We start from the raw sequence: 14,209 nt of genomic DNA, 5'->3' as shown, positions 1-14,209 counted from the left end.
TACCCAACCGCCATCCACCCATGGCGCTACCGCTCGATCGCCGGCAATGCATCGGACAACAACAGCCGATCGATCCGCCGCAGTGCGTTTTCCAGCTGCCGCCGGTCCGCAGCCAACCCCAACGACAGCCGCACCCCGCTCGCGAACGGTGCGCCCGGTGGGCAGAACGCCGATGACGGTGCGATCGCCAGGCCCTGCAGCTGCGCGGTGCGCACCAGCGTGGCGTCGGTCCACGGTGGCGGCACCCGGCACCAGGCGTGCAGCCCGGCGCTGCGGACCAGCAGCGACGGCGCCAGCAGGTAGCTGGCCATGCGGGTGCGCTCATGTGCTTCGTCGCGGACCTGGGCCAGCAGTGCCTGTGCCGATCCATCCAGCAGCAGCTGGCTGGCCAGCGCCGATACCAGCGGGTGCCCCATCAGCCGCGTAGCGCGCAACGCGTCCGCCATCATCCCGGCGTGTGCGGGACTGGGGCACTGCACGAAGGCGGTGCGCAACCCCGGGCTGATCACCTTCGACAGCGTCGCCACGTAGAACACATGGCGCGGCGCCAGCAGCGCCAGCGGCGTCGGCGCGCTTTCAGCCAGATGCCAGTACGGATCATCCTCGATCGCCAGCAACTGCGCCTGTTGCAGCACCCGCGCCAGCGCTTCGCGGCGTGCGGTCGGCATGCTCAGGGCGGTGGGGTTCTGGCAGGTCGGATTGAGGTAGACCACGCGCGCGCCGCTGTCGCGCGCCTGCCGTGCCAGGTCGTCCGGGCACATGCCCTGCGCGTCACCCTGCACCGGCAGCAGGCGCCGCCCCAGTGCGGCGGCCGCCTGCAGCAGGCCGGGGTATGCCAGTCGATCACATAGAATCACATCGCCCTCGCGTCCCTGGCTGAGCAGGATCGCCGCCAGTGCCACCTGCGCGCCTTCGGTCAGCAGCAGGCGCGTATCGTCCACCGTACCCAGCATCGGCTGCAGCCAGCGCGCCGCCGCGTGGCGGTCGGTCGGGTTGCCGCCGCCCAGGTGGTAGGTCATCAGGTTCGGCGCGTTGCTGCGCGCGAGCACCGCTGCCGCACCACGCCGCAGCATTTCCGCCAGCGCATCGGCGTCGGGTACCGGTGGCACGTTCATGCTCAGGTCCACCGCCTGGGCGAAGCCCGCTTTCGGCGGCGCGATGAAACTGCCCTGTGGACCCCGCGCCTCGATCAGCCCGCGCTTGCGCGCTTCATCGAAGGCGCGGGTCACCGTGGTCAGGTCCACCGCCAACTGCTGCGCCAGTGCGCGTTGCGAAGGCAGTCGCTGCCCAGGCGCCAGCCCGCCGCGGTTGATCGCGCGCTCCAGCGTAGTGACGATGCGCAGGTAGATCGGCCCGCTGTGCGCGTGCACGTCCTGTACCCAGCGCAGCCCTGCGACATCGGGTCGCGGCATGTACGGGGCATGTCGGGGCGTATCGTTGCTTCCAACGGCGGGAGCCTGTCCACAACCATCGGTCGGTTCGGACAGGTGACCGCCGTTGTTGTTTGCGGCGGCCCTGCCGGTCGCTGTCACTGCTGTCATCGCGCGTCCTCAGCGCTGGGCCTGCCAGGGGCAGTAGCAGCCCACGGCAAGCAGTCCTTTCGGGCGCACGGTGTCCCCGCGCACCAGTCTGTCCAGCAGCGGTTCGACGAAGCTGTTGGCCGAATTGCAGACCATGCCGATGCTGTACGGGCCGGCGTAGGCCAGATGGCCGCTGCGGTCCCAGATGGCCACCGCCGGGCTGGCGGGAATGTGCTCGATGCCTTCGATCGTCGCCAGATGGATCACCTTGTCGCGCAGCGGCGTGGGCAGTTCCCCCTGCGTACCAGGACGGCGGACCGCATAGAAGTCGATGCCGGCGCGGCGGTACATGCTGATCAGGTAGCTCAGGTGCGCACCGGTTTCGCGGTTGCACACCGCGCAGGCCGGGTCCCAGAAATGCACCACGCGGATGCGCCCGGTGTCGCCGGCCAGTGCGGCCGGCAGCCGCAGCTGTGCATCGTCGAACACGATCGCCTGTTCGGCAAAGGTGGATTGCTCGCCATAGCCGAAGTACTGCCACAGTGCCACCGCCACGCCGGCCATGAACACACAGGCGAGGGCGATCATCACCGTCAGCATCGAAAGGCGTGGGCGCGGCGCGGCCGCGCCCATCAGGAGCCGTCCGCGCCGAACTTGTGCACGTACTGCTTGCGCATCTCGCGGCACGAATCGGCCTGGGCGCGGCGCTGGATCTCGCTGCGGCTGGCGTCCTCGCTGCGGTGCAGGCACTGCTCGATGGCGTGGCGTTCGGCGGCCTGCACCTCCACGGTCTGCGGCTGCAGGCAGACCCAGGCCAGCGCGGCCAACATCAGCACGACGAACCCGCCGCAGCCGGCCATCACCAGGTGGAACTTCAATTTGTCGGCGGCCATCTGCGGCTCATCCTTCGTCCATACATTACATACAAGATATCATCTTGTATGGATATGGCTTGCGGAATCGCTCAGACGATTGCCGAATGCCGTGCGTCAGGCGCCTCGGACAGGATTTCGTTCAGTTTGGCCAGCGCCCCGGCCAGCGCGTCCTGGTCCACCGCACCACCCAGCGACAGCCGGATCGCGTTGCCCGGCGGCGGCTCTTCCACGCTGAAGGCGTCCGAGCTGGCAATGCCCAGCCCCTGTTCCTGTGCAGCCTGGATCAGCCGGTACTGGTCCAGCCGCGGTGGCAGCGGCAGCCACACGTGCAGCCCGGCCGGATGGGCCTGGCGCTGCGGCGGCAGGTAGCGCGCGGCAATGGCCTGGCGTTCGCGCAGTTCCTGCTGGAAGCGCAGCACCATGTCCTGCGCCTGGCCGCTGCGGATCCAGTGCGAGGCCACGGCCACCATCGACTGGGTGGGCATCAGCGCAATCGCGCGCAGGGCATCCAGCACCGGCTCCATCGGCGCGCCGGCCGGCACCACCAGGTAGGCGGTGCGCAGGCCCGGCGCCAGGCACTTGGACAGGGTGGAGATGTAGTAGACCGGGCAGTCGCTGCCGGCCAGGGCGGCCAGCGGCGGTGCGGCATCGCCGGCCAGCAGCCAGTACGGGTCATCCTCGATCACGGTCAGTTCGTGCTGCCGCGCCACGGCCAGCAGGGCCTGCCGGCGCTGCGCCGACATCGTGGCCGTGGTCGGGTTCTGGATGGTCGGCACCAGGTACAGCAGGCGCGGCCGGCGCCGCTGGCAGGCCTCCTCCAGCGCGTCGGGCAGCATGCCCTCGGCGTCCATCGCCACCGGCACCACGCCCCGCTGCAGCACGCGCGCGGCGGCCAGCAGGCCGGGGTAGGTCAGCGCTTCAGCGGCAATCAGCTCGCCCGGCTGGGTGCGGGCCAGGATCAGCGCGCACAGCGCGGTCTGCGCGCCGGGGCAGATCACCACACGGTCGGCAGGCACCGGGCCGAGGATCGGCGCCAGCCACTGCACCGCGGCGCCGCGGTCATCACGGCTGCCGGCACCGACGTGGTAGCTCATCAACTCGCCCTGGCCCAGCTGCTGGCCCAGGTGCTGGAAGCCGGCCTCCATGCCCTGTGCGAATGGCGCGCTGCCCAGCAGCGGCGGGATGTTCATGCTCAGGTCGACCGAGGTGCTGCGATTGCCGGCGGACATCGCGATGAAGGTACCGCCGGCGCCCTGGGCGTCCAGCAGGCCGGCCTGGCGCAGTTCGGCAAAGGCGCGGGTGACCGTGGTCAGGTCCACGCCCACCTGCTGGGCCAGGTCGCGCTGCGGCGGCAGGCGGTCACCCGGGCGCAGCACGCCGTCGTCCACCGCCTCGCGCACCTGCTGGGCAATCTGCAGGTACAGCGGTCCGCCGCCCTCGCGGAAGGGGCGAACCCAGGTCCGGTTGGGGTGCTTCAGGCGGCGGCCGGCGGCAGGAGGCGTCATCGGTCAGATTTTTCCATACGTGCGAGTGCACAAGTCCATACAATGATGTATCTTGTATGGGCTTGATTGGAGTGGTTCGCCTTCTTGTAGGCGACCTCGTACCCACAGTGTAGCCGCTCCACGCCCGGGCGCTGCGCGCAGGCGGGCCGGTCAAGCGCGCTTCTTCAACAGGGTTGACCTCCAATGAATATCTGCTGGAACCGCATCCGCCTGGCGCTGGTCGCCCTGGCCTGCGTCGCCCTGACGGGCTGCGACTGGGTGCTGCTGGATTCGAAGGGCATGGTCGGGCTCGCCCAGCGCGACCTGATCCTGATCTGCATCGGCCTGATGCTGATCGTGGTGATACCGGCCATCGTGCTCACCTTCGTGTTCGCCTGGCGCTTCCGCGCCGGCAACACCAAGGCGAACTACACGCCGGACTGGTCGCACTCCACCAAGGTGGAAATCGTGGTCTGGGGCGTGCCGCTGATCATCATCGCGGTGCTGGCGGTGATCGTGTGGCAGTCCACCCACGAACTGGACCCGTACAAGCCGCTGGACGTGGCCGGTGAACCGCTGCACGTGGATGTGATCGCCACCGACTGGAAGTGGGTGTTCGTGTACCCGGACCTGGGCATCGCCACGGTCAACCAGCTCAACTTCCCGGCCAACCGCCCGCTGGCGTTCAACATCACCTCCAACTCGACGATGAACACCTTCTTCATCCCGCAGCTGGGTGGGCAGATCTATGCGATGGCCGGCATGCGCACGCAGCTGCACCTGATCGCCAACGAGCCGGGCCAGTTCCGCGGCATGTCCGGCAACTACAGCGGGCATGGCTTCTCGAACATGAAGTTCATCGCCACCGCCAGCAGCGACGAGGCGTTCGAGCGCTGGGTGGCCGAGGTGCGCAGCGCACCGCAGGCACTGGATTTCGAGCAGTTCAAGGCACTGGCCGCACCGTCGAAGAACGCGCCGGTGCAGCACTTCTCCAGTGTCGAGCCGCTGCTGTTCAAGAAGGTCATCGACCAGTTCATCGGCGTTGGTGAAAACACCGCTGCCGCCACCCCGGTGGGCGCTGCCGGCGGTGTCCAGGTTTCCCAGGAGTAACGCACATGTTGGGTAAATTGACGTGGGAGGCCGTGCCGTTGCACGAGCCGATCGTCGTGGTCACCTTGGCGGCCATGGTGCTGGGTGGCCTCGCGCTGCTTGGCGCGGTGACGTACTTCAAGCTGTGGGGCCTGCTGTGGCGGGACTGGTTCACCACCGTCGACCACAAGAAGATCGGCATCATGTACGTGGTGGTGGCGCTGGTCATGCTGGTGCGTGGCTTTGCCGACGCGCTGATGATGCGTGCGCAGCTGGCCGCGGCCGGGCCGGGCAGTGACGGCTTCCTGCCGCCCGAGCACTACGACCAGATCTTCACCGCGCACGGCGTGATCATGATCTTCTTCGTGGCCACCCCGTTCGTGGTCGGCCTGATGAACATCATCGTGCCGCTGCAGATCGGCGCGCGCGACATGGCCTTCCCGTTCCTCAACGCCTTCAGCTTCTGGATCTTCGTGGTCGGCGCGGCGCTGATGATGATCTCGCTGGGTGTTGGCGAATTCGCCATGACCGGCTGGGTGGCCTATCCGCCGCTGTCGGGCATCGAGTTCAGTCCTGGCGTCGGCGTGGACTACTACATCTGGGCGTTGCAGGCTTCGGGCATCGGCACATTGCTGACCGGCGTCAACCTGTTCATCACCATCCTGCGCATGCGTGCGCCGGGCATGACGCTGATGAAGATGCCGGTGTTCACCTGGACCGTGCTGGTCACCAGCGTGATCATCATCGCTGCGTTCCCGATCCTGACCGTGGCGCTGGGTGCGCTGACCCTGGACCGCTACCTGGATTTCAATTTCTACACCAACACATTGGGTGGCAACCCGATGATGTACGTGAACCTGGTGTGGGCCTGGGGCCACCCGGAGGTGTACATCCTGGTGCTGCCGGCGTTCGGCATCTTCTCGGAAGTGACTGCCACGTTCTCGCGCAAGAAGCTGTTCGGCTACACGTCGATGGTCGGCGCAACGCTGGCGATCGGCATCCTGTCGTTCGTGGTCTGGCTGCACCACTTCTTCACCATGGGCTCCGGTGCCAGCGTCAATGCCTTCTTCGGCATCATGACGATGATCATCGCCATTCCCACCGGGGTGAAGATCTTCACCTGGCTGTTCACCATGTACGGCGGCCGCGTCGAGTTCAGCGTGCCGATGCTGTGGACCATCGCCTTCCTGGTCACCTTCACCATCGGCGGCATGACCGGCGTGCTGCTGGCCATTCCGGGCGCGGACTTCCTGCTGCACAACAGCCTGTTCCTGGTGGCCCACTTCCACAACACCATCATCGGTGGCGCACTGTTCGGCTACCTGGCCGGCTTCGCCTACTGGTTCCCGAAGGTGTTCGGCTTCACCCTCAACGAGCGCCTGGGCAAGTGGTCCTTCGCCTGCTGGGTGATCGGCTTCTACCTGGCCTTCATGCCGCTGTACATGCTCGGCTTCATGGGCATGACCCGGCGCATGAACCAGTACGACAACCCGGCGTGGACGCCGTACCTGATCGCCGCCTTCATCGGTGCACTGTTCGTGTTCGCGGGCATCATCCTGATGCTGGTGCAGATCTACGTGAGCGTGCGTGACCGTAAGCGCAACCTGGACCTGACCGGCGACCCGTGGAACGCACGCACGCTGGAATGGGCCACGCCTTCGCCGCCGCCGTTCTACAACTTCGCCGTGGTGCCCAGGGCCGATGCGCTGGATGCCTTCCACGAAGCGAAGAAGCGTGGCCTGCCGCCGCCGCCGAAGACGTACGCGCCGATCCACATGCCGAAGAACACAGGCGTGCCGTTGATCCTCAACGTCTGGATCCTGGTGCTGTGCTTCGCCCTGGTGTGGCACATCTGGTGGATGGCCGGCGCCAGCTTCATCGCGATGATCGCCACGTTGATCGTGCGTTCCTACGACGAGGACGTGGACTACTACGTCAGCGCCGAGGAGGTGGCACGCACCGAAGCGGCCAACCATGCCAAGCTGAAGGAGGTACGTGCATGAACCTGTTGACCCGCCCCGAGCTGGCCGACGACGCGCTGGCCGACGCGGCGCACCACGAACACGACCACGCCCACGAACAGGGTGGCATGAAGGTGTTCGGCATGTGGGTCTACCTCATGTCCGACCTGGTGCTGTTCGGTTCGCTGTTCGCCTCGTACGCGGTGCTCAGCACCGCCTACGCCGGCGGACCGACCGGCAAGGAGCTGTTCTCGCTGCCGTTCGTGATGGCCGAAACGTTCCTGCTGCTGGTCTCCAGCATCACCTACGGCCAGGCCGTTCTGGCGATGCACCGTCTGGACAGGGCCGCCGTGCTGCGCTGGCTGGGCGCGACCTTCGTGCTCGGTGCGTCGTTCATCGGCATGGAGATCTACGAGTTCTCGCACCTGATCCATGAAGGCGCAGGCCCCAGCACCAGTGCCTACCTGTCGGCGTTCTTCGCGCTGGTGGCCACCCACGGCCTGCACGTGGCCAGCGGCCTGATCTGGATGGCGGTGGTCATGCACCAGGTCTACCGCCGCGGCCTGACCCCGACCAACATCACCCGCGTTTCGTGCCTGAGCCTGTTCTGGCACTTCCTGGACCTGGTCTGGATCTGCGTCTTCACCTTCGTTTACCTGATTGGAGCCTTCTGACATGGCCCACGTCGAAACTTCGCGCGCCGGCAATGCGCACGGTTCAACCAGGTCGTACCTGATCGGCTTCGTGCTGTGCGCGCTGCTGACGGTGGTGCCGTTTGCGCTGGTGATGAACCCGGTGCTGTCGCGGCCGCTCACGCTGTTCCTGCTGGTCGGCTTCGCCGTCGCGCAGATCCTGGTGCAGCTGGTGTACTTCCTGCACATGGACCGCAAGTCGGAAGGTGGCTGGAACCTGGCCAGCTTCGTATTCACCCTGGTGATCCTGTTCATCGTGGTCGCGTTGTCGATCTGGATCATCTGGAGCATGCACTACCACATGATGATCAACTGAGCCAGCAGCCGTGACGTGTATTGCTTTCCGCAGCCATGTCCTGCGGCTTGCCGCAGGCGCGCTGCTCGGCCTGCTGGCCGGCTGCAGCGCGCAGTCGCGCATGGATTTCTACTCCAAGGACATCGCCTGCGAAGCGCTCGGCCAGCATTGGACGATGCCCGACAGCACCGGCACCGTGCGCGGCCCGAAGGACCTGCAGGGGCAGGTGACCTATCTGTTCTTCGGTTTCACCAGTTGCCCGGATGTCTGCCCGACCACGATGGTCGAGCTCAGCCAGGTCAAGCACCTGATGGGCAAGGAGGCCGACCGGCTGCAGGTAGTGTTCGTCAGCGTCGACCCGGCCCGCGACACGCCGGAGGTAGCGCGCACCTACGTGGAAGCCTTCGATCCCAAGGCGATCGCGCTGGTCGGCAACGAAGCGCAACTGGCCGCGATGGCCAGCGACTTCAAGGCGTTCTACGAAAAGGAACCCGGCCAGGTGCCCGAGACCTACACCATGAGCCACATCGCCGGTGGCTACGTGTTCGACCGCCAGGGCCGGCTGCGCCTGTTCGCGCCGTACGGCATGCCGGTGCAGCAGCTGTTCTCGGATGTGCAGCGGTTGTTGCTGGAGCCGGAGCATCCGGCTGCAGGCAGCGAAGCCCTCGCCACCTGTGCCCTGCCGCGCAGCGCCAGCATCGCCGCCCGGTAGCACGGCGCCGGGCAGGGCGCGGCGCTACCGCGTCTGCTTGCCGGGCACCCCCGTTCGCCAATCCCCGGCCGGCCAGGAGAGCCAACCGGCCGGGGCACCACGCAACGCCCTAGATCACTTCTTCTCTTCCCACTGCACCACGTCCGGCTCGGCCGCCTTGACGCCCGCGGTCGACAGCAGCCGGGTGCTCGCATCCAGTGCCGCGTTCACCGACGGGTACTCCACGATCGCCAGGCCTGCGGCCTTGGACACCTTCACCACGGTGCCCCCGGTGGCCTTGGCCGCACGCTGCGCCGAGCCCGCATCGGTAAAGAACACTTTCACCCGCGAGGTCGCCACCACCGGCGCACCATCATTGGATACCGCGGCGGCGAACTTGCCGGCACCGGCGTCAGCACCCGCTGCGGCCGCGCCATCCAGCGAACGCTTGCTGCGCGAAGTGGCGGTGGCTGCTGTCTGCGGGGTGATCGTGAACTGGCCGCCCGCCGCCTGCTTTACCGAGGTGGACGGCGACAGCTGGAAGCGTGTGCCGCCCACATCGAAGGCACGGCCGGTGGCCGAGGCCTTCAGCTCCTGCGCATCCACGGTGGACAGGGTCTTTGCAGGCGGGGTCTGCCCCGAGCTCTGTGCCCAGGCAGGGGAGGTCATCGCCGCGAAGGCGAGCGTGCTCAACAGAATGGTCGTCTTCATCATCAGTGCCCCAGAACGCGGATCTTGAAGAATTCGAGGTTGCCGCGCGATGCAGCGTTCGCGGCCTGCCCCATGTCGGTCACTTCCAGGGTCCAGGTGCCGGTGGCACTCTCATCCAGGAAGGCATTGCTGGACAGCAGGTCCCAGTTGGTGAAGTTGCGCTGCACGCCATTGGTGCCCGAACCGATGGCGGTGAAGGCCGGCTGCACCACGCTGCGCGTGCCGCTGGGCGACACCAGCACGAACTGCAGCTGGCGGGTGTTGCTGTGGTTCACCCGGAAGCCCAGCTGCACCGACTCGATGTTGCGTGCGCCATTGGCCACCTGGAAGGTCAACCGCGCCGCAGCGGCCGAGGTATTGCCGATGGCAACGGTGCGCGTGGTGGTGCGCCAGCCGGTATCCAGCAGCGGGCCCAGCGACTGGAAGGATTCGGCCACCTGCACCGCACGTGCCGCATTGACCACGCCGAAGCCATACCAGTTGCTGTAGGCACGGTTGGCAGCGTTCACCGTCCAGCCCGGTACCAGCACGCGGCCATCGGCCAGTGTCACCGCCGGCTGGTTGGGATGGTTGCGGGTGGCGGTGGTGGCCAGGATGTACTTCACATCGCGGTAGGACAGGTTCGGGTTGGCTTCCAGCACCAGCGCCGCCACGCCCGACACCATCGGTGCCGACGCCGACGTACCGTTCATCTTGGCGGTGTAGTTGCAGGTGCTGTCGATGGCCGACAGGTTGCTGTCCAGTGTGTTCTGGCGGTTGCTGTTCTTGTTGCTGCCCTGCGTGCAGCCGGTCACGTCGGTGGTGACGATGGCCGGGTCGTAGGCGCGTGCCACCAGGTTCGGCGCGTACTGTGCCTGTAGGCCGTACTCGCCACCGAAGGCTGATACCCACAGCGCCGAACCGGTGGACGAGTACGACGAACGCACGCCATCGGCGCGCACCGCACCCACGGTGATCACGTTGAACAGGTTGTTGCGTGGATCGCGCCCGGCCGGCACACAGCCGGTGTTGCGGTTCTTGGTGTCGGTGGTGCAGACGTCCTGGGTCTGGCTGATCGAAGCGTTGTTGAAGTTGTTGCCGGCCGACTTCACGTAGATGCCGCCGCGGCCGCCGCGCGTGCCCGACAGCGCCTGCTCATAGGCGTTGGCGGTGTTCTGGCTGTAGGCCACCGGCAGGTTGGGATTGCCCGGGCCGGCGCCCCAGCTGTTGTTGAACACCTGCACATCGGCCGACTCCGCGCCATCCCACCAGGCGTATTCGATGTTGCTCTGCTGATTGCCCTGCGCATTGGAGGCCAGCACGTTGAAGCCCTTCAGCGTGGCGGCCGGTGCAACGCCGCGTACGCCGCGGTTGTTGGCGCCCACTGCACCGGCAATGCCGCCGACCATGGTGCCGTGATTGTCGGCATCCGGGTTGGACGGCGTGGGATTGTTGGAGCCGTTAGCGAAGTTCTTGCCGGCCACCGCCGCCACGTTGGCGGCCAGGTCCGGGTGGGCGATCTGCAGGCCGTCATCGACGATGCCGATCACTACGCCCTGGCCACGGATGCCATTGCGGAACAGGCCGTCGACATTCAGATCGTTGCCGGCCACCGGCAGCGTATCGGCCGGCACGGTCTGCCCGGTATTGAGCAGATGCCACTGGATACCGGCCAGTGGATCGGCCTGCTGCGCCTGGGCGGTAACGGCCAGGCTGCCCAGTACCAGGGCAGTGGCCAGGGCCAGGCGCGCAGAGCGCGGTGGCGCGGAGCGTTGCGTGTGTCGCTTCATACACGAATCCTTCTGTTGTGAATCGGCATGGCAGGACGGCGGGGCGGAACTGCCCCATCGCAACGAGCCAAACGCGACACAACGAACAACCCCCTACCTCTTCACAGACGCAATCTGCAGATGTGCCAATTGCGTCACAAACGCTTATGCCGCCTGGTAATCACGACTGCGCCGCGCAGGCCTGGGCATCGGGGGGGCCACCTTGGCTGGCACGATCCACCCGCACCGCTCACCGGGCCACCTCCGCGTACGCGGCCGGCGCTCTGGTCCGCACCCGCATGGAACACGCATTCGGCTGCGAGACCCTGCTGCCGTTCCATTCCATGAGGTACGCGAAGAGGATCCGGCGCAGCGTGGCGTGCGCGCAATGGCCCAGGCAATGGCAGCAGGGCGTCATCGCACCCCCTCCCGACCCCTTGTGCTACTACAGCCCGTGCACCCCTTCCCGTCCCGGAGCACGACCATGGTCAACCCCGTCGCCCAGGCCCATCGCGGCCTCGGCACCACGCTCTTCAGCCTGTTGAATCCGATACCGTTCGGCTTCTTCGTGGCCGGCCTCATCTTCGACATCCTCTATCTCAACACCGCCGAGGTGATGTGGGGCAAGTCGGCGGCATGGCTGATCACCTTCGGCCTGCTGATCGCCATCATCCCGCGCCTGATCAACCTGTTCGCGGTATGGCGCCGCAACGGTACCGCCACCGGTACCGACCGCGTCGACTTCCTGCTCAACCTGGTCGCCATCGTGCTGGCCGTCTGGAATGCGTTCGTGCACAGCCGCGACGCCTATGCCGTTGCCGTGCCCGGCACCGTTCTCTCGGCGCTGACCGTGCTGCTGATCGCGCTGGGCTTCATCCTGCTTTCGCTGCAGCCGCCGGTGCTGCAGGGAGGTCGTCATGGCTAAGTACATCCTGCCCACCGTGGGCGCCCTGGCGCTGGCCGTGATGCTGTCGGCCTGCGCCGGCAAGGCCGAATACCATCCGACCGACCAGTCCGGCGCGCAGCCGCCGTTGCCGGCACCCAAGAACTTCCTGATGCCGCCGATGCAGGTGCCGCGTGGCGTGGGCTGGGCCGAGGGCCAAGCGCCGTCAGTGGCCGAGGGCCTGAAGATCGAACGCATCGCGGCCAACCTGCAGCATCCGCGCCGTCTGCTCACCCTGCCCAACGGTGACGTGCTGGTGGTGGAAGGCAATGGGCCCGGCGAGGAGCCGGTCACCACGCCCAAGCAATGGATCGCCGGCAAGGTGAAGGCGCGTTCGGGCAAGGCCGGCAAGGGCGGCAACCGGGTCACCCTGCTGCGGCGCACGCCCGGCACCACGACCTGGACCCAGCATGTCTACATCGAAGGTCTGCATTCGCCGTTCGGCATCCAGCTGATCGGTGACACGCTGTACGTGGCCAACACCGGCAACATCATGAAGTATCACTACGTGCCGGGCGAAACCCGCATGTCCGACAAGGGCAGCGAGTTCACCGACCTGCCCAGCACCATCAACCACCACTGGACCAAGGAACTGCTGGCCAGCCGCGATGGCAGCAAGCTGTACGTGGGGGTGGGCTCCAACAGCAACATCACCGAGAACGGGCTGGCGGTCGAGTACCGGCGCGCGGTGGTGCTGGAAGTGGACGTGGCCACCCGCGGCAGCCGCATCTACGCTTCAGGCCTGCGTAACCCCACCGGCCTGGACTGGGAGCCGAGCACCGGCACGCTGTGGGCGGTGGTGAACGAGCGCGACGAGATCGGCGCCGACCTGGTGCCGGATTACCTCACCTCGGTGCAGGAAGACGGCTTCTATGGCTGGCCCTACAGCTACTACGGCCAGCACGTGGATGAGCGCGTGCAGCCGCAGCGGCCGGACCTGGTGGCCAAGGCCATCCGCCCCGACTTCGCCATCGGCTCGCACGTGGCACCGCTGGGCCTGCTGTTCTACACCGGCCAGGCACTGCCGGCGAAGTACCACGGCGGCGCCTTCATCGGCGAGCACGGCAGCTGGGACCGCTCGCCGCTGAGCGGTTACGAGGTGGTGTACGTGCCGTTCAAGGACGGCAAGCCGGCGGGGCGGCCGGAAGCGGTAGTGAGCGGGTTTGCGTCCAAGGATGAGAAGACGCTGATGGGCGCGCCGGTCGGCATGGCGATCGATGCGGAGGGGGCGCTGCTGGTGGCCGACGATGTGGGCGACGTGGTGTGGCGGGTGTCAGCCAAGTAGTTCTGCAGAGTCGAGCCACGCTCGACGGCTAATGGATCCGGCCTTTGTAGAGTCGGGCCATGCTCGACTGCTTCTGCCAGGAGCAGTCGAGCATGGCTCGACTCTACAGAAAGGCCGGAAGCAGCCGACCGTAGGCTCGCCGCTACATTTCCGAAGGCGCCGCGCGGAATCCACTGAACACCGAATCGGCCGCAAACCCCACGCCCCCCAGCAGCACGCCGAAGTACACCAGCGAGGCCACCACGAAGCCGTAGCCGGCCGCCACCGCAGCGCCATCGCGCTGGATGAAGCCGATGGCGAAGGACATCAGCGCCAGTGCCGGCAGCGTGTTGCTGAAGGGAATCGGCCCGGCCGGCAGCATCAGCAGGATCGTGGCGAACACCAGCGCCAGGTTGTTCAGCCGCATCATCTTCTTCGAGCGCACCATCGCGGCCAGCCGCATCGGCCGCGACAGCCGCTCCATGCGGTGCACCCACTTCAGCGCACGGCCCAGGTTGGCCTTCAACGTGTCGGTGGCGATTTCCCTGCCGGCCAGGCGCTGCGGCACCCACAGCGGCCGGCCGCGTACGCGGCTCAGGCCGATCAGCAGGATGGAGGCACCGAACACCGTGCTCAGCCCGGGGATCGATACCGGGATCAGGAAGATCGCCGACAGCAGGATCACCACCAGCATCAGGCCTTCATCGCCCAGCGCCTGCAGCAGGGTGCCAACGCGGATCTGCTCGCCGGGCAGGCCGTCGATCAGGTCTTCAATCTGCTGGGCAAGCGGCGCGGCGTCGGAGGTCTCGGGGGCGTTGTAGGTCATGCGTCGGGCAGATGTCCAGGGTAGGGCGGTCAGGGGCCGTCCTGCGGTGGGGGACGCACAGGCCCACCGAGTATCCCCGGAGCCTGCCGGTCAGAGGTGAACCGGGCATG

The 14,209-nt window shown here is 66.9% G+C and carries 14 protein-coding genes; 7 read left to right on the top strand and 7 right to left on the bottom strand.

The genetic code is table 11. The features are described 5' to 3' along the window. Window positions 1-26: 26 nt before the first annotated feature. From Q5Z10_RS20135 to Q5Z10_RS20120, 4 genes are all read right to left on the bottom strand, one after another. Window positions 27-1,541 carry an aminotransferase-like domain-containing protein gene (locus tag Q5Z10_RS20135; RefSeq protein WP_303637108.1) on the bottom strand — a complete coding sequence of 505 codons (1,515 nt, stop codon included), beginning with the start codon at window positions 1,539-1,541 and terminating at the stop codon, window positions 27-29. Between the two features lie 9 nt (window positions 1,542-1,550). Further along, window positions 1,551-2,153: a DUF6436 domain-containing protein gene (locus tag Q5Z10_RS20130; RefSeq protein WP_345783975.1), complete on the bottom strand. Its 603-nt coding sequence runs from the start codon at window positions 2,151-2,153 to the stop codon at window positions 1,551-1,553. Further along, window positions 2,153-2,413: a hypothetical protein gene (locus tag Q5Z10_RS20125; protein WP_303637106.1), complete on the bottom strand. Its 261-nt coding sequence runs from the start codon at window positions 2,411-2,413 to the stop codon at window positions 2,153-2,155. The genes Q5Z10_RS20130 and Q5Z10_RS20125 overlap by 1 nt, the downstream gene beginning before the upstream one ends. Before the next feature lie 71 nt (window positions 2,414-2,484). Beyond that, a complete protein-coding gene (locus Q5Z10_RS20120) occupies window positions 2,485-3,900 on the bottom strand; it encodes an aminotransferase-like domain-containing protein (protein ID WP_303637105.1) in 1,416 nt (471 codons plus the stop codon). 183 nt (window positions 3,901-4,083) lie between these two features. Between Q5Z10_RS20120 and cyoA the strand changes: the two genes are divergently transcribed. Genes cyoA through Q5Z10_RS20095 form a run of 5 tightly spaced genes read left to right on the top strand, consistent with a single transcriptional unit; the run spans window position 4,084 to window position 8,628 of the window. Continuing rightward, the gene (gene cyoA, locus Q5Z10_RS20115; protein WP_303637104.1) at window positions 4,084-4,989 is read left to right on the top strand and encodes a ubiquinol oxidase subunit II; all 906 of its coding nucleotides are present in this window, start codon (window positions 4,084-4,086) and stop codon (window positions 4,987-4,989) included. Window positions 4,990-4,994: 5 nt separating this feature from the next. Beyond that, window positions 4,995-6,971, top strand: a complete 1,977-nt coding sequence (cyoB, locus tag Q5Z10_RS20110; RefSeq protein WP_303637103.1) for a cytochrome o ubiquinol oxidase subunit I — start codon at window positions 4,995-4,997, stop codon at window positions 6,969-6,971. After that, window positions 6,968-7,603, top strand: coding sequence for a cytochrome o ubiquinol oxidase subunit III (gene cyoC, locus Q5Z10_RS20105; RefSeq protein WP_303637102.1), 636 nt, complete (start codon window positions 6,968-6,970; stop codon window positions 7,601-7,603). The genes cyoB and cyoC overlap by 4 nt, the downstream gene beginning before the upstream one ends. A 1-nt stretch (window position 7,604) precedes the next feature. Continuing rightward, window positions 7,605-7,937: a cytochrome o ubiquinol oxidase subunit IV gene (gene cyoD / locus Q5Z10_RS20100; RefSeq protein ID WP_303637101.1), complete on the top strand. Its 333-nt coding sequence runs from the start codon at window positions 7,605-7,607 to the stop codon at window positions 7,935-7,937. Between the two features lie 10 nt (window positions 7,938-7,947). Further along, on the top strand, window positions 7,948-8,628 hold the full coding sequence (locus Q5Z10_RS20095) for an SCO family protein (protein ID WP_303637100.1): 681 nt from the start codon (window positions 7,948-7,950) through the stop codon (window positions 8,626-8,628). 114 nt (window positions 8,629-8,742) lie between these two features. Here Q5Z10_RS20095 and Q5Z10_RS20090 read toward each other — a convergent pair whose 3' ends face one another. Next, window positions 8,743-9,321 carry a S8 family serine peptidase gene (locus Q5Z10_RS20090; RefSeq protein WP_345783974.1) on the bottom strand — a complete coding sequence of 193 codons (579 nt, stop codon included), beginning with the start codon at window positions 9,319-9,321 and terminating at the stop codon, window positions 8,743-8,745. Next, window positions 9,321-11,087 carry a S8 family serine peptidase gene (locus tag Q5Z10_RS20085; protein ID WP_303637098.1) on the bottom strand — a complete coding sequence of 589 codons (1,767 nt, stop codon included), beginning with the start codon at window positions 11,085-11,087 and terminating at the stop codon, window positions 9,321-9,323. The genes Q5Z10_RS20090 and Q5Z10_RS20085 overlap by 1 nt, the downstream gene beginning before the upstream one ends. 463 nt (window positions 11,088-11,550) lie before the next feature. On the opposite strand from Q5Z10_RS20085, the gene Q5Z10_RS20080 reads away from it, so the two are divergent. Beyond that, entirely contained in the window at window positions 11,551-11,991 is a 441-nt protein-coding gene (locus tag Q5Z10_RS20080) for a DUF2231 domain-containing protein (RefSeq protein WP_303637097.1), read from the top strand. Beyond that, window positions 11,984-13,294: a PQQ-dependent sugar dehydrogenase gene (locus tag Q5Z10_RS20075; RefSeq protein ID WP_303637096.1), complete on the top strand. Its 1,311-nt coding sequence runs from the start codon at window positions 11,984-11,986 to the stop codon at window positions 13,292-13,294. The genes Q5Z10_RS20080 and Q5Z10_RS20075 overlap by 8 nt, the downstream gene beginning before the upstream one ends. Before the next feature lie 142 nt (window positions 13,295-13,436). Here Q5Z10_RS20075 and Q5Z10_RS20070 read toward each other — a convergent pair whose 3' ends face one another. Beyond that, window positions 13,437-14,099, bottom strand: a complete 663-nt coding sequence (locus Q5Z10_RS20070; protein ID WP_303637095.1) for an exopolysaccharide biosynthesis protein — start codon at window positions 14,097-14,099, stop codon at window positions 13,437-13,439. Between the last annotated feature and the right edge of the window lie 110 nt (window positions 14,100-14,209).

The organism is Stenotrophomonas sp. 704A1 (genome assembly GCF_030549525.1).
Classification (GTDB): domain Bacteria; phylum Pseudomonadota; class Gammaproteobacteria; order Xanthomonadales; family Xanthomonadaceae; genus Stenotrophomonas; species Stenotrophomonas tuberculopleuritidis.
The sequence above is the reverse complement of the archived record's forward strand: the minus strand, read 5'-3'. Positions and strand labels throughout refer to the sequence as shown.

What these genes read in the sequence shown, in the direction of transcription:
- Q5Z10_RS20130 (WP_345783975.1), bottom strand. Translation starts at nt 2,153, where the DNA reads ATGGGCGCGGCCGCGCCGCGCCCACGCCTTTCGATGCTGACGGTGATG.
- Q5Z10_RS20120 (WP_303637105.1), bottom strand. Translation starts at nt 3,900, where the DNA reads ATGACGCCTCCTGCCGCCGGCCGCCGCCTGAAGCACCCCAACCGGACC.
- Q5Z10_RS20080 (WP_303637097.1), top strand. Translation starts at nt 11,551, where the DNA reads ATGGTCAACCCCGTCGCCCAGGCCCATCGCGGCCTCGGCACCACGCTC.
- Q5Z10_RS20075 (WP_303637096.1), top strand. Translation starts at nt 11,984, where the DNA reads ATGGCTAAGTACATCCTGCCCACCGTGGGCGCCCTGGCGCTGGCCGTG.
- cyoB (WP_303637103.1), top strand. Translation starts at nt 4,995, where the DNA reads ATGTTGGGTAAATTGACGTGGGAGGCCGTGCCGTTGCACGAGCCGATC.
- Q5Z10_RS20090 (WP_345783974.1), bottom strand. Translation starts at nt 9,321, where the DNA reads ATGATGAAGACGACCATTCTGTTGAGCACGCTCGCCTTCGCGGCGATG.
- cyoA (WP_303637104.1), top strand. Translation starts at nt 4,084, where the DNA reads ATGAATATCTGCTGGAACCGCATCCGCCTGGCGCTGGTCGCCCTGGCC.
- cyoD (WP_303637101.1), top strand. Translation starts at nt 7,605, where the DNA reads ATGGCCCACGTCGAAACTTCGCGCGCCGGCAATGCGCACGGTTCAACC.
- Q5Z10_RS20125 (WP_303637106.1), bottom strand. Translation starts at nt 2,413, where the DNA reads ATGGCCGCCGACAAATTGAAGTTCCACCTGGTGATGGCCGGCTGCGGC.
- cyoC (WP_303637102.1), top strand. Translation starts at nt 6,968, where the DNA reads ATGAACCTGTTGACCCGCCCCGAGCTGGCCGACGACGCGCTGGCCGAC.
- Q5Z10_RS20070 (WP_303637095.1), bottom strand. Translation starts at nt 14,099, where the DNA reads ATGACCTACAACGCCCCCGAGACCTCCGACGCCGCGCCGCTTGCCCAG.
- Q5Z10_RS20135 (WP_303637108.1), bottom strand. Translation starts at nt 1,541, where the DNA reads ATGACAGCAGTGACAGCGACCGGCAGGGCCGCCGCAAACAACAACGGC.
- Q5Z10_RS20085 (WP_303637098.1), bottom strand. Translation starts at nt 11,087, where the DNA reads ATGAAGCGACACACGCAACGCTCCGCGCCACCGCGCTCTGCGCGCCTG.